Origin of the sequence: Halorussus ruber (assembly GCF_004765785.1) — an archaeon.
Lineage (GTDB): Archaea > Halobacteriota > Halobacteria > Halobacteriales > Haladaptataceae > Halorussus > Halorussus ruber.
The window spans coordinates 167,375-185,558 of the sequence record NZ_SBIT01000002.1; the positions used below are offsets into that span (position 1 = coordinate 167,375).

The 18,184-nt window shown below is 64.0% G+C and carries 19 protein-coding genes; 11 read left to right on the forward strand and 8 right to left on the reverse strand.

What is annotated here, in order from left to right; translation table 11 throughout:
• Nucleotides 1-41 precede the first annotated feature (41 nt).
• Together hisG and EPL01_RS07975 are read left to right on the forward strand one after the other, a co-directional pair.
• Nucleotides 42-908 carry an ATP phosphoribosyltransferase gene (gene hisG, locus EPL01_RS07970; RefSeq protein WP_135824734.1) on the forward strand — a complete coding sequence of 289 codons (867 nt, stop codon included), beginning with the start codon at nt 42-44 and terminating at the stop codon, nt 906-908.
• Nucleotides 909-979: 71 nt separating this feature from the next.
• A complete protein-coding gene (locus EPL01_RS07975; RefSeq protein WP_135824735.1) occupies nt 980-1,321 on the forward strand; it encodes a DUF7967 family protein in 342 nt (113 codons plus the stop codon).
• Nucleotides 1,322-1,376: 55 nt separating this feature from the next.
• Here EPL01_RS07975 and EPL01_RS07980 read toward each other — a convergent pair whose 3' ends face one another.
• Entirely contained in the window at nt 1,377-1,724 is a 348-nt protein-coding gene (locus EPL01_RS07980; RefSeq protein WP_135824736.1) for a DUF7473 family protein, read from the reverse strand.
• A 108-nt stretch (nt 1,725-1,832) separates the two neighbouring features.
• On the opposite strand from EPL01_RS07980, the gene EPL01_RS07985 reads away from it, so the two are divergent.
• Entirely contained in the window at nt 1,833-2,705 is an 873-nt protein-coding gene (locus EPL01_RS07985) for a DUF8172 family protein (protein WP_135824737.1), read from the forward strand.
• Between the two features lie 200 nt (nt 2,706-2,905).
• Here EPL01_RS07985 and EPL01_RS07990 read toward each other — a convergent pair whose 3' ends face one another.
• Nucleotides 2,906-3,466 carry a TATA-box-binding protein gene (locus EPL01_RS07990; RefSeq protein WP_135824738.1) on the reverse strand — a complete coding sequence of 187 codons (561 nt, stop codon included), beginning with the start codon at nt 3,464-3,466 and terminating at the stop codon, nt 2,906-2,908.
• 216 nt (nt 3,467-3,682) lie between these two features.
• On the opposite strand from EPL01_RS07990, the gene EPL01_RS07995 reads away from it, so the two are divergent.
• Entirely contained in the window at nt 3,683-4,699 is a 1,017-nt protein-coding gene (locus EPL01_RS07995) for a methyltransferase domain-containing protein (protein WP_135825023.1), read from the forward strand.
• Between the two features lie 6 nt (nt 4,700-4,705).
• On the opposite strand, the gene EPL01_RS08000 is transcribed toward EPL01_RS07995, so the two are convergent.
• From EPL01_RS08000 to EPL01_RS21520, 4 genes are all read right to left on the reverse strand, one after another.
• Entirely contained in the window at nt 4,706-5,143 is a 438-nt protein-coding gene (locus EPL01_RS08000; RefSeq protein WP_135824739.1) for an acyl-CoA thioesterase, read from the reverse strand.
• 71 nt (nt 5,144-5,214) lie between these two features.
• On the reverse strand, nt 5,215-6,234 hold the full coding sequence (locus EPL01_RS08005) for an AAA family ATPase (protein WP_135824740.1): 1,020 nt from the start codon (nt 6,232-6,234) through the stop codon (nt 5,215-5,217).
• A 179-nt stretch (nt 6,235-6,413) separates the two neighbouring features.
• A complete protein-coding gene (locus EPL01_RS08010) occupies nt 6,414-7,463 on the reverse strand; it encodes a DUF4382 domain-containing protein (protein WP_135824741.1) in 1,050 nt (349 codons plus the stop codon).
• 160 nt (nt 7,464-7,623) lie between these two features.
• A complete protein-coding gene (locus EPL01_RS21520; RefSeq protein ID WP_210424099.1) occupies nt 7,624-9,348 on the reverse strand; it encodes a DUF7282 domain-containing protein in 1,725 nt (574 codons plus the stop codon).
• Between the two features lie 347 nt (nt 9,349-9,695).
• On the opposite strand from EPL01_RS21520, the gene rnz reads away from it, so the two are divergent.
• A complete protein-coding gene (rnz, locus tag EPL01_RS08020) occupies nt 9,696-10,622 on the forward strand; it encodes a ribonuclease Z (protein ID WP_135824742.1) in 927 nt (308 codons plus the stop codon).
• Between the two features lie 65 nt (nt 10,623-10,687).
• On the forward strand, nt 10,688-11,269 hold the full coding sequence (locus tag EPL01_RS08025; protein ID WP_135824743.1) for a hypothetical protein: 582 nt from the start codon (nt 10,688-10,690) through the stop codon (nt 11,267-11,269).
• Between the two features lie 51 nt (nt 11,270-11,320).
• Here the strand turns inward: EPL01_RS08025 and EPL01_RS08030 are convergent, their stop codons facing one another.
• A complete protein-coding gene (locus EPL01_RS08030; RefSeq protein ID WP_135824744.1) occupies nt 11,321-11,530 on the reverse strand; it encodes a hypothetical protein in 210 nt (69 codons plus the stop codon).
• A gap of 472 nt (nt 11,531-12,002) precedes the next feature.
• Between EPL01_RS08030 and EPL01_RS08035 the strand changes: the two genes are divergently transcribed.
• On the forward strand, nt 12,003-14,009 hold the full coding sequence (locus EPL01_RS08035; protein ID WP_135824745.1) for a DUF460 domain-containing protein: 2,007 nt from the start codon (nt 12,003-12,005) through the stop codon (nt 14,007-14,009).
• A 113-nt stretch (nt 14,010-14,122) separates the two neighbouring features.
• The gene (locus EPL01_RS08040; protein WP_135824746.1) at nt 14,123-15,103 is read left to right on the forward strand and encodes a tyrosine--tRNA ligase; all 981 of its coding nucleotides are present in this window, start codon (nt 14,123-14,125) and stop codon (nt 15,101-15,103) included.
• A gap of 135 nt (nt 15,104-15,238) precedes the next feature.
• Here EPL01_RS08040 and EPL01_RS08045 read toward each other — a convergent pair whose 3' ends face one another.
• Nucleotides 15,239-15,442, reverse strand: a complete 204-nt coding sequence (locus EPL01_RS08045; RefSeq protein ID WP_135824747.1) for a DUF7470 family protein — start codon at nt 15,440-15,442, stop codon at nt 15,239-15,241.
• Nucleotides 15,443-15,541: 99 nt separating this feature from the next.
• Here EPL01_RS08045 and eif1A point away from each other — a divergent pair, with 99 nt between their 5' ends.
• From eif1A to rio1, 3 genes are all read left to right on the forward strand, one after another.
• Complete coding sequence (gene eif1A / locus EPL01_RS08050) at nt 15,542-15,832, forward strand: translation initiation factor eIF-1A (RefSeq protein WP_135824748.1); 291 nt, start codon at nt 15,542-15,544, stop codon at nt 15,830-15,832.
• 320 nt (nt 15,833-16,152) lie between these two features.
• Nucleotides 16,153-16,821: a nitroreductase family protein gene (locus EPL01_RS08055; RefSeq protein ID WP_135824749.1), complete on the forward strand. Its 669-nt coding sequence runs from the start codon at nt 16,153-16,155 to the stop codon at nt 16,819-16,821.
• A 284-nt stretch (nt 16,822-17,105) separates the two neighbouring features.
• Entirely contained in the window at nt 17,106-17,969 is an 864-nt protein-coding gene (gene rio1, locus EPL01_RS08060; RefSeq protein WP_135824750.1) for a serine/threonine-protein kinase Rio1, read from the forward strand.
• The last annotated feature ends 215 nt before the right edge of the window (nt 17,970-18,184 follow it).

An 18,184-nucleotide genomic window follows, 5' to 3' on the forward strand; every position in this document is an offset into this window, starting at 1 on the left:
GGACGAAAGCTAGTTCCCCGAAGAACGCGAAACCTCCATCCATGAGAATCGCCGTCCCGAACAAGGGCCGACTCCACGACCCGGCGATGGAACTGCTCGAACGCGCCGGTCTCCACGCCGTCGACGGCGCGGACCGCAAGTTGTACGCCGACACGGTGGACCCCGACGTGTCCCTGCTGTTCGCTCGCGCCGCCGACATCCCCGAGTACGTCAGCGACGGCGCGGCGGACGTGGGAATCACCGGCTTGGACCAAGTCCGCGAGGCGAACCCCGGCAACGTAGAGGAGATGCTCGACCTCGAATTCGGCCGGTGCAGACTGGTGCTGGCGGCCCCCGAGGAGGGGAACATCCAGTCGGTCGCCGACGTGGCGGGCAGGACCGTGGCGACCGAGTTCCCCAACATCGCCGAGCGCTACTTCGAGGACAAGGACGTCGAGGCCGACATCGTGGAGGTCAGCGGCGCGACCGAACTCACGCCCCACGTCGAGATGGCCGACGCCATCATCGACATCACGAGTACCGGAACGACGCTGAAGGTCAACCGCCTCGCAATCGTGGACGAGGTCCTGTCGAGTTCGGTCTACCTCTTCGCCCGCGACGACGTGGCCGACGACGACAAAGTCCAGCAGGTCGTGATGGCCCTCCAGTCGGTGCTGACCGCCGACGGCAAGCGCTACCTGATGATGAACGCGCCCGAGGAGCGCCTGAGCGAGGTCCGCGACGTGATTCCGGGCCTCGGCGGCCCGACAGTGATGAACGTCGAGAGCAAGGAGAACGGCGAGAAGGACGGGATGGTCGCGGTCCACGCCGTCGTGGACGAGCGCGACGTGTTCGAGACTATCAACGAGTTGAAGTCGGTCGGCGCGAGCGGGATTCTCGTGACCGAAATCGAGCGATTGGTGGAGTAGCCCGCTCGCCGGTTTTCACCCCCTGAGAATCGGCTGTCCCCCTTTTGCTCGCCCGGCGCGTACAGAATCGTATGACTCCCGAACTCGACAGCGCGCTGGACGCGAGCGCCGAGGAGGCACCAGAGACCTCCGAATCGCCCGAGTCCGTGCAGGTCTGGATGGTGGACCGGACGTTCTCGCAGGACTCGCCCCACATTCTGGTCATCCGGTACGCGACCGACGACGGGGCGGCTTACCTCCAGAAGGAGCGCGCCGTCCCGAGTTTCAGTCGCGCCGCAGTCCCCGAGGTCACCGCCGCGATGGAGGTCTCGGCAGACCGCCTCTCGCCGGTCGAGGACGAGGAGACCCGCGAGCGGTACGCTACCGAGGCCGAGCGCATGCGGGAGATGCACGACCCCGACGACGTGGTGTGAGAGACACTAAATTATTGCTTTAGAAAACTTTTTTATTTTCTAAAGGTGGATTTTGTCACGTCGGCGCGGTGCCGAGCAGTCGCACCAGATTGAAGATCGTGATGCCGAACAGCGCGCTCACGGTGTAGTGGGCCAGCGCCACGACGCCCGCGGTCCGGTATCGCAGGCGGTACACGGCGCGGATGGCGAAGAAGTCCGCGGCCAGCGCGATGGCGATGATGACCGCCGGGTTCTGATACGCTTCGAGCGCGAAGGAGATGACCGCCGGGACGACGCCGACGAGGAACGCCCGCGTTATCGGCACGTCGCCGAGGACGTACCGCGCGGCGATGTGTGCGGTGACGCTGTAGAACAGCACCGCCAACAGGAACGTACCGACCAGCGCGACGATGGGGACCGCCATGGGTGTCCCTCGGGAGGGATAGGTCAAGGAAGTAGCGGTTTCCGTGGCCCGAGTCGTAGTCTATTTAGTCAAAATTATGGTCGTCGGTGGGTGAAATTCGGGCGAACGATGGCCGCTGACCTCGTCCACTACCACCACCCTGAGGACCACCAGTTCTCGCTCGGCTTCGTGAACCCCGACACGGACGCAATCGAGAAACGACTCGACTCCTACGAGGACGCGACCGAAACGCGGGTGAGGACCTACAACCCCGACGAGGAGGTCTACGTGATTTACACCAAGACGAACGAAGTGGCCGACACCGAGGAAATCGAGTACGATTTCGACCGCGCGTTCGCCGAGATGGGTCCGGATACGCGGGTCATCGTCCGGTATCTACTCGATTTGTTCGATAGCATTCAAAAGACGAAGCGCGAAGAAGAATCGGTTCCCCTCGGCGCGTACAAGAGCATAGAGATTAGCCGGATTCCGGCCGCACTCGAACGAGTCGATTGGTCGAGAACGGTTCCGGAAGTCGGTGGGCAGTTAGCGTCGAACGTGATACTCTGGCACGCATTACCGAATGCGAACCATCGTACCGCCTTCGGAATGTTCGAGGGATACGCAAACGCGAGTTCTGATTCGTCTTTCCGCCTTCCATCACTAATAACAGACAGTTACGAGTGGCAGACGTTGGTTGACGGGTTCGTCGTTGACTCGAAACGCCTGTTGACCGTTCGCCGTAACGTCGCTCCGTTTCGTTACCTCGCCGAACTCGGATGTCGAACGGTGCGCCGAAAGGGTGGAATCGAGATTCCGCTCTGCGAGTACGACTTAGAACTGCACACGAGCGAGGCACTCTCGGAATACGCATCTCGTCACGAGCAACGAACAGTACAGTTCGCAGCGACGATTCTGAAAAAGACGGGTAACGCTCGGCTAACGAGCGAATCAGGACTTACGAAATCGGAGTTTGCCGGACGAGTCCGCCAGAAAATCTAATCTCGAAGATGGGCGACAGAGCGACCGATTTCACGGGCTTCGGTACAGCTTCCGAGATTGTACTTCTCGTCGATTTCTTCGAGAGTCACGGAAGGGTCACTTGCCAAGAGCTTGTTCGGCGTGAGGAATAAAGCTGTTGTCGAGCCGCTCCTCGTCCGAAAAACGAAAGAAAGGCCGCGTCCGCTCCGCGTTCGACCGCGCTATTCCAGCAGACCGAGTTCTTCGAGCCGCGAGACGATTTTGTCGACCGCCTGCTCTGCGTCCTCGGGTTTCTTGCCGCCCGTGATGACGAGTTTGCCCGAGCCGAACAGCAGCGCGACGACTTCGGGTTCGTCGAGTCGGTAGACGAGACCGGGGAACTGCTCGGGTTCGTACTCGATGTTCTCCAGTCCGAGGCCGATAGCGATGGCGTTGAGGTTGAGGTTGCGGCCGAGGTCCGCGGACGTGACGATGTTCTGAACGACGATTTCCGGGTCCTCGTTCACGTCGATGTTGAGTTCGCGGAGCTTGTCGAAGACGATTTCGAGGCTTTCGTGTACGTCAGCCGTGCTCTTGGCACCGGTACAGACGATTTTGCCCGACCGGAAGATGAGTGCGGCGGACTTGGGATTCTGGGTCCGGTAGACGAGACCGGGGAACTGCTCCGGGTCGTAGTCGGCCCCCTCCAGGTCCATCGCCACGCTCTGCAGGTCGAGTTCCTGCCCGATGCCGGTGGAGGCGACCACGTTTTCAATGTTGATGGTCTCCTTTGGGTCAGTCATGCGCGACTTAAATGTCGTATTTAAGGTTTATAAAGGTTGGTACTCCCTCTTGACAAGTGTGCTGAGGGTTTTTATGGGCCTTTCGGACCCCAACGCCGGGGTTTCGCTTATCAGAGGGGAAAAATCCGGGGCACTCGGAGGCCGATGAAGCGCCCCGACGAGCGGGGTCCGACCGCAGACGAAACCCCCAATAGCCACCGCCGAGTTCGATACACCGTGTACGCGCTGGAACTCGGCGGAGAGGAGGACCGATTCGCGGCCGCAGAGGCGGCGAGCGCCGCGACCGGCGTCGAACTCGTCGCGCCCGGACTCGCCACCGCCAACGCCGTCACCGACCGCGTGCGGAACTTGGCCTACACTCGCCGCGCCAGCGAGTTGGTCGGGCGGACCGACGCCAGCATCGAATCGGCCCGCGTCCTGCTGGAGGCCGCCGGGTTCGACCGAGAGGGAACCGTCGCGGTCAGGGCGCGCGACGTTCGGGAGACCACCGGTATCGACACCCAGCGCGCCGAGCGCGAACTCGGCCAGATTCTCGTAGACCGGGGCTACGCGGTGGACTTGGACGACCCCGACCACGAGTTGCGCGCCCTCTTCTCCGAGGAGACCTGCCTGCTGGGTTGGCTGGAAGCCGAGAGCGTCCGGGACTTCGGCGCGCGCAAGCCGACCGACCGGCCGTTCTTCCAACCCGGCGGGATGGACCCCCTGCTGGCCCGCGCGCTGGTCAACCTGGCGGGCGCTCGCCCCGGTTCGACCCTGCTCGACCCGATGTGCGGGACCGGCGGCGTCCTCATCGAGGCCGGACTGGTGGGCGCGAACGCCCTCGGCGCGGACGCCCAGCGCAAGATGGCTCGCGGCGCGGCCGAGAACTTGGGCCACTACTTCCAGACCGATGAGCGCGCGACCGGCGACTGGGCCACCCTGCAAGGCGACGCGACCCATCTGCCCCTGCCTGACGATTCAGTTGAGGCCGTGGTCTTCGACGCGCCCTACGGCCGCCAGTCGAAGATAGCGAATCTGGACTTGGACGACCTCGTGGCGGGCGCGCTCTCGGAGGCTCGCCGCGTCGCCGACCGGGCAGTCGTCGTCGGCGACCGATCGTGGGCCGACGTGGCCCGCCAGCAGGGCTGGACCGTCGAGGACGAGTTCGAGCGCCGGGTTCACCGGTCGCTGGTCCGGCACATCGTCGTTCTCGACGGAAACGACGACGACGCGCTCGGCTCTGATTTCCGCTGAGTCGGGTCAGGACTCGGCGTTTCTGGCCTGCTCGCGTAGCTCTCGCTCCTCGTCAGTCTCGACCGTTAGCTCCGGGACCGGAACCGGCTTGCCCTCCTCGCCGAGCGCGACGAAGGTGAACGACGAACCGGTCGTGCGCTCGGTCTCGCCGGTCCGAGGGTCCTCGCGCCACGCCCGGAGTCGGACTGTGACGCTGGTCTTCCCGGCGTCGTAGACGTAGGCGTCGATGAGGGCGGTGTCGCCGACCGGGACCGGGCGGTGGAAAGAGAGGTCGTCGACGCCCGCGGTGACGCAAGTCTCGCCAGCAAAGCGCATGGCAGACATCGCGCCGAGTTCGTCCATCCACTTCATGAGTTCGCCGCCGTGGAGCGTCTCGTAGTTGTTGGCGTCGTTGGGCTGAACTCGGTAGCGATTCCGGATGTGGGTCGCTTCGAGGCTCGGCATGGTGGGACTTCGCCGAGGAGCGCCAAGAGTTAGGCGGGCGATTCGCCGACCGGTAGAAGGCCGCCAGCGCGCTACGCTTCGACCCCTTCACCGAGTTCCGCAAGCAGGTGGCCGAGGTGGACCCGGTCGCTCGACCCCTCGGCGAGGTCCACGTCGATTTCGCCCGCGAGGCGGGTGAGTTCTGCCAGTTCGTCGCCGGAGTAGCGGCCCGAGTTGGCCACGTCGAGAATCTCGTGGAGGACCTCCTCGCCGCTGAAGCCCTCGTCCACGAGCAGGTCGTCGAGTTTCTTGCGGGCGTCGGTGAACTCCCCGGCCTCGGCGTCGTCCAGCATCTCCTCGATTTCGGCCTTGATGCCGACGTCTTGGAGAATTTCGAAGGCCGCCGTCTGGGTGAGTTCGCCCTGCTTCTCGACGGTGGTCTGGGCACCGAGGATGGCCTCGCGGAGGTCGCCGCTCGCGTAGCCCGCGACGAACCGCAGGCCCTTCTCCTCGTACTCGATGTCCTCGGCCTCCGCAATCTGTTCCAAGACCCCCACAATCTCCGAGACGGTGGGCGCGCGCATCGCTACCGGGAAACACCGGGACTTGATGGGCGGGATGAGTTTGGTCGGCTGGCGCGTCGTGATGATAAACTGGGTCGCCTCGTGGTGGCGCTCCATCACCCGGCGAAGCGCCTGCTGGAAGTCCTCGCGGATGGCCTCGGCGTTGTCCAGCACGACCGTCTTGTACGTCCCCGAGACCGGCGAATAGCTCGCCGACTCCTTGAGGACGTGGTTGATGAGGTCCGCCTTCGAGGAGTTGCGCCGTCGCTTGCTGTCGATGAACGACGAGAAGCGCGGGTCCGATGCGATTTCCTTCTTGGTCATCCCGAAGAAGTCCGCGACGTTGATTTCCACGAGGTCGTTGTCCGGGTCCTCGTGGGCCTCGCGGGCCAGCGCCCGCACGGCGGCGGTCTTTCCGGCCCCCGACGGGCCGTGGAGGACGAGGTTAATCGGGTCGTCGACGGCCTTCTGGAGGTACTCGCGGACCTCCGACTGGGGGAGGTCTTCGAGGTCGGGCGCGTACCGTTCGGTCCACAGCGGCGCGTCCATCGACCGCGAGTAGGGACCGGCCGGATAAGAATCGGTCGGTTGGCTATCGGCGGGCCGCAGGCGAGTCGTCGCCGTGACACCGACTTCGCGCGGTAGCAATGAAATTCGTTATCTAAAATATATTTGCCTATGTTTACAAGACGTTTTGCGTGCCGAAACCGGTCGGCGAGTTCGAGTGCCTACGCCGTCGTCGTCTGGTTCTCGGTCGTCGTTTCGTCGTCCTCGCGCTCGTCGTCCTCCTCGGACTCGAACTCGCGTTCGAGTTCGACCGCCCCGCGCTCGGTCTCGATTTCGACCTCGAACTCCTCGGCGTCGGGCACCGAGACGGTCAGGCTCCCGTCTGCGGCCGTCTCGCCCACGATGTCGCCGTTCACCGACACCGTCGCGTTCGCCACGGCGCTCCCGTTGTGGGTGACGGAGACGGTGACGTTCTCGCCGCGGGTGACGTTGCCGACGAACGTGGCGTCCAGATCGAGTTCGTCGCCGCCGTCGCGCTCGTCGTGTTCGTCGCGCTCGTCGTGTTCGTCGTCCTCGTCGTGCTTGTCGTCCCTCTTCTCGTCTTTCTCGCCGTCGCGGACCTCGATTTTCTTGTCCGTGCCCGACTCGCTGATGACCGGCTTGAGGATGTACTTTCCGCTCTTCCCGGCCTTGAACACCGAGATGTCGAAGACGTAGTCCACCGACTCGTTCGCGCCGACCGCGAACGACTGGTGAATCTGGAGTTTCTCGCTCGGGAGTTTGACTCGGACCTCCTCGCCGTTCTCCAGCGTTCCGTTGATCTCGCTGACGTAGACGAAGACCGTCTCGTAGGTCCCGTTCCCCACGTCGAAGGACCCGAGACGAGTCGCGTTCGCGCCGGGGAGTCGCGTCAGGTCCACCGTGCGGTCGTCTACCTCGTGGGTCGTCCACCCGCCGCCAGCGCGCTTCATGCCGACCTCCGAGACGGTGACGTTCAGGTGCGCGAAGTCGCCCATCGCGTTCTGTTCGTCGCTCAGGTAGAGGTCCACCGCGCTCGCGTCACCGTCCGTCGAGTCCTCGACCGAACCCCCGGTCTCGGAGTCTGTAGTCGCTGAATCTGTGGTCGCGGCGGTCGTTCCCGCCGCAGTCAGTTCCGCACTCGTCGTTTCGCCGTCGCCCGCGTCCGGCGACGTGGCCGTTCCTCCCTGCCCGCCGATACATCCGGCGAGCAGTAGCATCACTGCGAGACAGACAGTCGCGTATCGCCTCATTACGGTTGGTCCGCACTCAGCAGTCGGTAATAAAGGGTCGTTCCCGTTCGCACCCGTTTTGAACCCGACGCCGTCTTGCGATTAAACGGATTTGAACTCCAAAAACAGTATGAATTTGGGAACGTCTGGTCGGGAACTGACTCCCGACCGCGGTACGGCGTTACGCTTCGGCGGTGGTCGTCTCGTTACCAGCGGCGGCCGTCGTCTCACCGGCGGCAGCAGTCGTCGTCTCCGCGCCGGGTTCTTCGAGGACGATGACCGCGAGTTCACCGAAGTCGCGGGTGTACACGCCGTGGATGTACTGGCCCGCAGGCACGCCTTCGGTGTCGACCTCGAAGGAGACGTTCGTCTGCTCGCCAGCGTCGAGCGTGACGGTCTCACGAGCGATGACGGTGCCTTCGAGGCGGAAGGCGACTGTCTGCGTGGCTTCCTGGTCGTTGGGGTTACTGACGGTCGCGCTCACCGTGATGGTGTCGCCAGCCGTCGCGCTCTCGGGCGCGTCCAACTGCGAGACCTCGAACGAGTTGAGGTCTACAGCCCCAATGGTCTCTTCAGTAGTCGTGGTCTCCTCGACCGCTTCAGTCGTGGTCTCCTCCACTTCTTCCGTGGTGGTTTCCTCGACTTCCTCGGTCGTGGTCTCCTCCACGACTTCTTCAGTGGTCGTCTCCTCGACAACTTCCTCGGTCGTGGTCTCCTCCACGACTTCTTCAGTGGTCGTCTCCTCGACAACTTCCTCGGTCGTGGTCTCCTCCACGACTTCCTCGGTGGTCGTCTCCTCGACAACCTCCTCGGTCGTGGTCTCCTCGGGTGTCGCAGTCGTCTCTTCCACGACTTCTTCGGTGGTCGTCTCCTCGACAACCTCCTCGGTCGTGGTCTCTTCAGGTGCTGCGGTCGTCGTTTCTTCGGGTGCCGCAGTCGTGGTCTCCTCGACGACCTCCTCGGTGGTCGTCTCTTCCACGACTTCTTCGGTCGTCGTTTCCTCAGGCGCTTCCGTGGTGGTCATCATCGGCGGCTGGGGGAGGTCGACGTCCTCCGGAGCCAGAATGACGAACGTCACGTTCTCGACGTTGACGTTCTCGATGACGAACCGGACCGTCTGGATGTCCTGAGTGATGTTCTCTTCGAGTTGTTCTTCGACCTGTTCGGGACTCTGGGTAGTCATCTGACCCATCTGGCCCTGACTGGCTTCGGCCTGCCGAAGCACTTCGGCCAGGTTGATGACGACCCGCCGGTCCTGAACGTTGATGTTGCGGACGGTCTCGGTCCGGTCGGGCGTCTCTTCGTCACCGACGACGAAGGACCACCGGTCGATGCTCATCTCTTCGACCTTGAAGATGAACTGCTCCATCCCGGCGGGCGGCTCTTCGGCCTCGGTCGTGGTTTCGCCGGGTGCCGCGGTCGTGGTCTCGTCCACGACTTCCTCGGTCGTGGTCTCTTCGACACCTTCAGTCGTGGTCTCCTCGGCCTCTTCCGTCGTCGTGGTCGTCTCCTGAGTGACGGTCACGTTGGCCTGGTCGACGACGACCGAACCGTCAGCGGTGTACGGGCCGTCCAACTCGCCGGTCGAGAGGACGAAGTCGTACACTTCGTTATCGTTCGTGTCGAAGTGCGGCATGGCGACGAGCGTCTGGTCCTCGGTGATGGGCCGGGCGAGCGTGATGGTCACGTTCTCGTGAGTGCCCGGTTCGAGATACACCGAGTTGCCGAGGACGCTCGCAATCGGAGCCTCGGCGACCGACGAGTCGTGGATAGCGATGAAGCCACCCTCAGGCATCGTCACCGACTCGACGACGACCTGCTCGCCGTCGGTTTCCTGTTCGTTTATCGTCACGGACGCCGTCTCGTTGTCGTCTTCTGCCGCGGTGGTCGTCTCTTGGACCCCCACCGCGTTCGTCCCTGCGTCTGTTGTCGAACTACCAGTCACTGCGAGCGATACGGCTGTACCGCTCGCCAAAACCAGCAGCACCGCCATGAAGACGGCGCTAATTGTTCTGCTATTACGTGTCATTTGTAACCCCCAATCTGCAGAATATCAGACGGCAAGACCGCGAATAAACGGGCGCGACTGTTTACGAGCGTAACAGCGAGATACGTCGGTTTAGGCCCGGACTATCCCGCGGTTCGGGGCAGGTGCTTCGACTCGTAACCGACTGTTTCCGCCGGGGTAACTCAGCATATCGCGGTCGGGATTTCGAAGGCGCTTTCCCGCGGGCACTCGGAGTACCCTTGAGGATGTCGATGCGCGTGACCTTTCTCGGAACCGGTGGGGCAGTACCGACCACAGAGCGAAACCCGAGTTCGGTGCTGGTCAACCGGGAGGGAGACCGGTTGCTGTTCGACGCGGGCGAGGGCACCCAGCGCCAGATGATGCGCTTCGGCACGGGGTTCACTATCTCCGATATCTTCGTGACGCATCTCCACGGCGACCACGTTCTGGGGCTTCCGGGCCTGATTCAGACCCTCGACTTCAACGACCGCGAGGAGGCCCTGACAATCTACACGCCCGACGGGACCGAGGACGACATCCACGAGTTGGTCCACGCCGCCGACAACCACCCCTCGTTCCCGGTCCACATCTACGGCGTCGGCCCGGACGAGACCGCGGTCCGGCGCGAGGACTACGAAATCCGGGCCTTTCGGACCGACCACGACACCAACTCGCTGGGCTACGCCCTCGTCGAGGACGACCGCAAGGGCCGGTTCGACCGCGAGAAGGCCGAGGAGTTGGGCGTCCCGGTCGGCCCGAAGTTCTCGCAACTCCACGAGGGCGAATCCGTCGAACTGGACGACGGGACGACGGTCGAACCCGAGCAAGTCGTCGGCGACCCCCGACCGGGCCGGAAGTTCGTCTACACGGGCGACACTCGACCGAGTGCCACGGTCGCGGAAATCGCCGAGGACGCCGACATGCTCGTCCACGACGCGACTTTCGCCGACGACCGGGCCGACCGCGCGGCCGACACCGCCCACTCGACCGCCCGGCAGGCCGCCGAAATCGCCAACCGGGCCGACGTTCAGCGGTTGGCGCTGACCCACATCTCCTCGCGCTACGCCGGAAACGTCTCCGACCACGTTCGAGAGGCCCGCGAGGCGTTCGACGGCGAGGCGTTCGTGCCCGACGACGGCGAGAACCGGGACGTTCCGTACCCCGACGAGTAGTCTCCGCCCTCGGCGAAGGTAGTCCGAAACCTAGCTTTTTCTCCCCCCGACGAGACGCCCCGGACGTGACCGAAGCCCACCGAAATCAGAACACCGCTTCTCTTCTCGCGCTCGTCGCCTGCGTAGTCGGCGACCTCGCGGCGGGCCTCCTCGGGTACGCGACCGGCGGCCCCGACGGCGGCGCAATCGGCGCAATCGCGTTCGCGCTCGGCCTCGGCGTCGTCGGCGGTCTGCTGTTGGCGGTCGGCACGACGGTCGGCGGGCCGGACGACATCCTCGTCCGGCCCGCAGTCGGCGGAGCGGTCGCAGTCGCGGGGTGGGCCATTCTGGGCGCGTCGGTCCTCGAACCCGGCGCGCCGATGTGGACCTACCTCGTCGCGGCGGCGCTAGTCGGCGTCGCGCTCGGAACCGCCTGCGAGTCGGCGGCGGGCGGCCTCTGGCACGGAACGCTGGCTGGCGGCGCGGGCGGGGTACTGACGGTCTACCTCGCTATCTACGAGTCGTTCACGATGCGGCCCGAACTCGGGGGCATCGTCCTCCTCGGTGGCGTCGTCGCACCGCTGGCGCTCGGCGTGGCGGGTGGTCTGGGCGGTGCGGTCGGCGTCGTGACGAACGGGGTCGTCGAGCGAGGCCGGGTTTCGGAATAGAGAGGGAATAATATCCAATATATAGAACAATAGAATATTTTCATTCCAATTTTATTTCTTGCTTAAACGTGATTCACGGTCGAGGAGGGCCACGTCGAGGTCGGCTTCGACAACGCCGAGTACCGGACGCTCGCTGGCGACGGCGGCACGCTCCAGATTTACGGCGAGTACGACACGAGCGCCTACGAGCGCGTCTACTTCGAACACTCGGTTCTGAACGCCGACTTCGAGGCCAGCGATTCGGGCGAGAAGAAGGGCCACCAGAAGGAAGACGGGAAGCAGACCGATTCGGCCAGTCTCGCGCCCATCACGCAGGATTCAGCCCCGATTACGGCCGCCGCGTAACGCAGACAGAACAGTTCTCGAAACGACTCTCGACGCTTCTTTTTTGGGTGCGACGCGGGTTTTAGTAATTTCGGGCAGGTATCGGATTTAAATAGATTTAAATAATGTAGTCTGGCGCGCGCGAAGCACGGCGCTCGTGAGCGCCGTGCCCGTGCGCGAGGGACGAGCATCGCAGGGAGCGGAGCGACCGAGAAGCACAGGAGGTTGGGGAGGACGAGGTGCGGTCGCGGGGCGGTCGCGGGGGAGTGCAGTAGACGCCCGTGTTCAAGCCCAAAACTATCGTCTTCCGTCCTTCGACCCTTCCCCACGACAACCTGCACTCCGGAATCGCGGGTAGAAATCCAGCCCCCGCGTCGGATTTATATCCGCCGACCCCCTACGCCCGGCCGTGAACGCCCGCACGAGTGCCCTCGACACGCTCGTCTTCGGCGTGGACGTCCAGAGCGGGGACGTCCGCGGCGACGCACCTTCCTACGCGCTCGTCGCGTTCGATGGCGAGAACATCGACCGCGACGTGGTGTCACACCGCAAACTCCGCCGACTCATCGAACGCGAGGAGCCAGCGCTCGTGGCGACCGACAACATGTACGAGTTGGCCGCCGACAAGGACGCCCTCGTCCACTTCTTGCGCGAGCTACCCGACGGAACCCGGCTCGTGCAGGTCACTGGGGCCGAGCGCCCCGAGCCGCTATCGCGGGTCTCCTCGCGCCACGGGGTACCCTACGACAAGAAGCCGATGAAGGAGGCCGAGGCCGCCGCGCGCCTCGCCGCCGGAAACGTCGGCTACGAGGTCTCCGCGTTTACCAACACGACGAAAATCAAGGTCTCGCGGGGTCGCTCGACCGGCAAGGGTGGGTGGAGCGAGGACCGATACACCCGCCGGATTCACGGGTCGGTCAAGACCCGCGCGAGGGAAGTCGAGTCCGAACTCGACGCGGCGGGCCTCGACTACGAGCGCGACGTGACCGAGAAGTACGGCGGGTTCTCGAACGCCGTCTTCGAGGTCGAAGGCCGACCCGAGGACATCCCGGTCTCGAACGAGCGGTCCGGCGACGTGCGCGTGGAAGTCGAGCGCGAGCGCCGGGACGGCATCGAGTTCGAACCGCTCGCCAAGCGCCGGGACCACGTCCTCGTCGGTATCGACCCCGGCACGACCACCGCGGTCGCGGTGGCGGACTTAGACGGGACAATTCTGGACGTGTTCAGCACCCGGACCGCCGACACCGCCGAGGTCATCGAGTGGATCATCGAGCGCGGGCGGCCGGTCGTCGTCGCCGCCGACGTGGAACCGATGCCCGAGACCGTCGAGAAGATTCGCCGGAGCTTCGACGCCGAGGGGTGGATTCCCCAGTCGGACCTGCCGATAGACGAGAAGCAACACCGGACCCGCGACCACGACTACGACAACGACCACGAGCGCGACGCGATGGCCGCCGCCCTCTGCGCGTTCGACGACCATCAGGACCAGTTCGAGCGCATCGCCGAGAAGGTGCCCCCGAGGATGGACCGCGGGGAGGTCACTGCTCGGGTCGTCGCTGGCGAGGACTCGGTGGAGACGGCGCTCGCGGACCTCTCCGAGGACGACGAACCCGAGGAGGAAGAGACCGAGCATACGCCCCGCGAGCTGACCGCCGAGGAGAAGCGCATCAAGGAGTTGGAGTCGCAGGTCGAGCGACTGGAAGACCACATCGAGGAATTGGAGGACACCATCGAGCGCAAGGAGGGCCGCATCGGCCAACTGAAGGGTGACCTCGAACAGGCCAGAAGCGAGGAGCGCAAGGAGGTCCGCGAGCGCCGGGAGGTCTCCCGACTCGAACGCGAGAACCAGCGCCTCGAACGCGAACTGGACGAGCGCGACGAGAAAATCGAGAACTTGGAGGGCAAACTCGCCCGACTCAAGGAACTCTGGAAGCTCGACCACTCGAACTTCAGCGACGTCTCGGAGAAGAAGGCCGGACTCACCCCGGTCAAACCGGTCGAGAAGTTCACCAAGGGAGCCATCGAGCGCGCCCACGAGAGCTTCGGCCTCGCCACCGACGACGTGGTCTACCTCCGGGACGCTTCGGGCGCAGGGCGCTCGACCGCCGAGCGCCTCGCCGAGGTGGACCCGAAAGTCGTGCTGACCGGCGACGGTGGCCTCTCGGACGCCGCCGACGAAGTGCTGTTCGACAGGGAGATTCCAGTCGGACCCGCCGACGACGTGACGATTCAAGAGGTAGACGAGTTGGCCGTCACCCGCGAGAGCGAGGTCGAGGCCGTCATCGAGGACTGGGAGGACCGCGCCGAGGAGCGCCGCAAGGAACAGAAGGCCGAGCAGTTGGACCGACTCATCAGCGAGCATCGCGCCGACCGGAAGTACGAATCGCGGTCCGGGGCCAGCGGGCAGAGTCCGTGATACAAATTTCAGGATTTTCTATCTAGATAAATACCGCCAGAACCGCCGACGCGCGTCCCAACCGTTAGCACAGTCCCGGAACGCTAAAGCCCCGTGCGAGACACAAACCGCGTATGGACGCCTACGAGTTGATTACGCGGAACGCCGAGGAGGTAGTGACCGACGAGGAGGTCGAGGAACTCGCCGAGGACCCCGAGGGCAAGCGGGTCTACGTCGGATACGAACCCTCGGGGGTCCTCCACATCGGGCACATGCTCACCGCCAACAAGCTCATCGACCTGCAGGAGGCCGGGATGGAGGTCGTCATCCTGCTGGCGGACGTTCACGCCTACCTCAACGGGAAGGGCACCTTCGAGGAAATCGAGGCGACCGCCGAGAAGATGCGCAAGCAGTTCCTCGCCTACGGACTGGACGACGAGAAGACCGAGTTCGTCTACGGCTCCGACTACCAGTTGGACGACGACTACGCGCTGGACCTCCACAAGCTAGAGTTGGACACGACGCTCAACCGCGCCCAGCGAGCGATGGCCGAGATTCAGGGCGACGAGACCGCGAAGGTCAGCCACGTCGTCTACCCGCTGATGCAGGCGCTGGACATCGAGTACCTCGACTTGGACTTGGCGGTCGGCGGGTTGGACCAGCGCAAGGTCCACATGCTGATGCGCGAGGAGCTACCGGAAATCGGCTACGACGCCCGGCCGTGCCTCCACACGCCGATTCTGGCCGACCTCGGCACGGGCGAGGGCAAGATGTCGAGCAGTTCCGGCGTCACCATCTCGATGGAGGACAGCACCGAGGACATCGAGGAGAAGGTCAACTCGGCGTTCTGCCCGCCGACCCGCGACCCGGAGGGCGACCTCGAAAACCCCGTCCTCGAAATCTTCCAGTACCACATCTTCCCGCGCTTCGAGACGGTCGTGGTCGAGCGCCCCGACGAGTACGGCGGCAATCTGGAGTACGACGACTACGAGGCGCTGGCCGACGACTTGGAGAGCGGAGAGCTTCACCCGGCGGACGCGAAGGGCGCGCTGGCGACGTACCTCGACAAGTTGGTCGCGCCGGGCCGCGAGAAGTTGCGGGAGTTGGAGCAGTAGTCCGCGACCCTCAGACACAGCTATATAGTTTTCTAAGAAACAGAATTATTTCTTAGACCAACTATTCTATTGTTTTGCATCGGCGAGAATTTGCGACGAGTACCGACGCTGACTCCGTGTTCCGGTCGGAGAACCCTACTCGAAGCCGCCGCCCATCATGCCGCCCATGCCGAAACTCGCCATGAGGCCCGAGACGAGGCCCCACGCGGTCAGGACGAACCCGAGGACGACGAGTCCGATTCCGGCCGCGATGATGAGGTTCTGGATGGCGATGACGGCGATACCCGCGAGCAAGAGGAGTACGCCGAGGATACCCTTGGTGCCGAGTTTGTCAAGCATACCTCGGGGTGGGTTCGGGCGCGACTTAAAGACCTTGCTCCGGAAACGGGAGGGACAGACGACGGCGGATTTAAACCTCCCCGTCTCCAAACCAAAAATATGAGTGACAACGACGGCGGACGGCGGAAGAACCTCCGCATGCCAGACGACGACGAGGTGTTCGCCACCGTCACCAACATGCTCGGCGCGAATCGCGTGAAAGTACGATGCGCAGACGGGACGGAGCGCACCGCCCGGATTCCGGGCAAGATGCAAAAGCGCATCTGGATTCGGGAGGACGACGTGGTACTGGTCGAGCCGTGGGACTGGCAGGACGAGAAGGCCGACATCAAGTGGCGCTACGACAAGCAGGAAGCCGACCAGCTTCGGGAAGAAGGGCACATCCAATAAGAACGACCTTTTTATTGCGAGCGAGGCCGCCTGCGGCGGCCTCGCGCGATAAAAAGCTCGACCAAAAACACGGCGTCACCCCCTCAGCCTCGCGCCGTCGGCGCGAGGCTTCGAGGAGTTCCTTGGTCCGCTCACTCACTTCGTTCGCTCGCGGTACAGTAGCTAGCCCGTCCCGCACCTGGTTGGCTCTCGCTAGCGATACACCTGACTCGGTGACGCCGACGTAACCTGCTCACCGCCGCGCTATCGACAGCGACCCCCAATCGGCAAGAACGCGGGCTTGCGATTTTCGTTTACTTACCGGCCTCTTACGGTGTCTCGTGACTCTCCAGCAAGCCGAACTCGAAGAGAGCGACGTAGCGCACGACGAGGAGATACCCGAGGCCATCCGTGCCATCCGAACCCGGCGGTCGGGCCACAACTTCGACCCCGAGGCCGAGTTAGACGACGAGACGCTCGAAGCGCTGGTTCGGGACGCCGCGCTCGCGCCCTCGTCGTACAACCTTCAGCCGTGGGAGTTCGTCGCCGTGCAGGACGACGACCGACTCGAAGAGGTCGTCGAACTCGCCTACGGGCAGGAACACGTCCGAGCGGCCGGGACCGCGATTCTGGTCGTCGGCCACACCGAACCCGAGACGGCCGACCGCGTGTTCGACCAGTGGGTCCAAGCGGGCCGTTTCGACGCCGAGACCGGCGAACAGGTCAAAGAACAGACGGTCGCTGGCTACCAGAGCGAACAGGCCGGGCGCGATTACGCTATCCGGAACGCGAGTCTCGCGGCCCAGAATCTCCTCCTGTCGGCCCACGCCCGCGGACTGGCCGCCACGCCGATGAGCGGTTTCGACTTTGAAGGGATGGCCGAGTTCCTCGACCTCCCCGAGGACAAGATTCCCGTGATGCTCATCGCGGTCGGCCCGAGCGGCGGCGAGGAACCCGAGCGACTCCCGCGCCGGGATGTCGAGGAGATTCTCCACCGCGAGCAGTACTGAACCCTCCCGCCTCGGAAGGCGATGTTTAAAACACACTTCGCTTGGTGATACAAGCCATGTCCTGGCGGACTGAAAGGGCGAGCGCGGTTCGCGTCCGAAGGACATGGTCGTCTCAGCGACCCCTATCTGTGCCGGGCGGTGCGGAGAGGCGCAGATATGTCGCTGAGCGGCCGCGAACCGCGCGAGGGCTTTCGAAACTGCGACTCCAGTTTGACTAACTACTCTAAACACCATTCTCCAAGGAAGCCCACCCTTTTATCGCTGGACGCGCTAGGTCGGCACAGATGCCCGAGGAGTACGGCCTACTCGACCTCGAAAACGCCGAGGAACCCGGCGACGAGTGGGAGGAGATCGACGTATCCGACACGGAAGCCGACAAGGTCCAGCGACAGCGCGACCGGGAGTTCAACAAGTTCCGCGAGCGCCTGAAGAACACCGAGCAGTTCAAAGTCGAGCAGTCGGTGTTCGACGACGCCACGCTGGGTGCCCTCTACAAACTGGTTCAGGACGACTACGTCAGGGCCTTCGGCGGCCCCATCTCCTCGGGGAAGGAAGCAAACGTCTACTCGGCGCTCGGCGACGAGGAGCGCGGCGAAGTCGCGGTCAAGGTCTACCGAATCAACGCCTCCGATTTCAGGGACATGCGCGACTACCTCGTGGGCGACCCCCGGTTCGAGGAACTCTCGGGCGACAAGAAGCGAGTCGTCCTCGCGTGGACGCGCAAGGAGTTCGCCAACCTCAAGCGCGCCGCGAAGGCCGGAGTCCGAGTCCCCGAGCCAATCGCGGTCCAGCGCAACGTCCTCGTCATGGAGTTCCTCGGCGCTGACGGCGAGCGAGCGCCCACGCTGGACGACGCTCACCTCGAAAATCCCGAGACCGCCTTCGAGGTCGTTCGGGAGTACATGCGGCGACTCTACGACGCGGGACTGGTCCACGGCGACCTGAGCGAGTACAACATCATCGTCCACGACGGCGAACTCGTCATCATCGACCTCGGGCAGGCCGTGACGATTCACCACCCCAACAGCGGCGAGTTCCTGACGCGGGACTGCGCCAACGTGGCCTCGTTCTTCCAGCGACAGGGGATGGACGTTCGCGGCGACGAACTGGAGGAGTGGATTCGGGAGAACGCTGACCCGGACAAGTAGCTTCTCGACCGACTCGGACGAGCGAAACGTTCAAATCCTCGACGCGACTACGGTAACTCGATGCAGTCCGCTCTCCGGACTTGGCGCTGGCAGACGCCCGGAGAGCGGACAGTGTCGTAACCGACGGCGGTCGGCCTCACCGGGCGTCGGCGGTGGCGGCGCTCACTCGCGTTCTCTTCGTTCTCGCACCGACTTCCGAGCGACAGCCACCGATA

What these genes read in the sequence shown, in the direction of transcription:
- EPL01_RS07990 (WP_135824738.1), bottom strand. Translation starts at nt 3,466, where the DNA reads ATGACTGACCCAAAGGAGACCATCAACATTGAAAACGTGGTCGCCTCC.
- EPL01_RS08010 (WP_135824741.1), bottom strand. Translation starts at nt 7,463, where the DNA reads ATGAGGCGATACGCGACTGTCTGTCTCGCAGTGATGCTACTGCTCGCC.
- EPL01_RS08005 (WP_135824740.1), bottom strand. Translation starts at nt 6,234, where the DNA reads ATGGACGCGCCGCTGTGGACCGAACGGTACGCGCCCGACCTCGAAGAC.
- rio1 (WP_135824750.1), top strand. Translation starts at nt 17,106, where the DNA reads ATGCCCGAGGAGTACGGCCTACTCGACCTCGAAAACGCCGAGGAACCC.
- EPL01_RS07980 (WP_135824736.1), bottom strand. Translation starts at nt 1,724, where the DNA reads ATGGCGGTCCCCATCGTCGCGCTGGTCGGTACGTTCCTGTTGGCGGTG.
- hisG (WP_135824734.1), top strand. Translation starts at nt 42, where the DNA reads ATGAGAATCGCCGTCCCGAACAAGGGCCGACTCCACGACCCGGCGATG.
- EPL01_RS07985 (WP_135824737.1), top strand. Translation starts at nt 1,833, where the DNA reads ATGGCCGCTGACCTCGTCCACTACCACCACCCTGAGGACCACCAGTTC.
- rnz (WP_135824742.1), top strand. Translation starts at nt 9,696, where the DNA reads ATGTCGATGCGCGTGACCTTTCTCGGAACCGGTGGGGCAGTACCGACC.
- EPL01_RS08040 (WP_135824746.1), top strand. Translation starts at nt 14,123, where the DNA reads ATGGACGCCTACGAGTTGATTACGCGGAACGCCGAGGAGGTAGTGACC.
- EPL01_RS08045 (WP_135824747.1), bottom strand. Translation starts at nt 15,442, where the DNA reads ATGCTTGACAAACTCGGCACCAAGGGTATCCTCGGCGTACTCCTCTTG.
- EPL01_RS07975 (WP_135824735.1), top strand. Translation starts at nt 980, where the DNA reads ATGACTCCCGAACTCGACAGCGCGCTGGACGCGAGCGCCGAGGAGGCA.
- eif1A (WP_135824748.1), top strand. Translation starts at nt 15,542, where the DNA reads ATGAGTGACAACGACGGCGGACGGCGGAAGAACCTCCGCATGCCAGAC.
- EPL01_RS08000 (WP_135824739.1), bottom strand. Translation starts at nt 5,143, where the DNA reads ATGCCGAGCCTCGAAGCGACCCACATCCGGAATCGCTACCGAGTTCAG.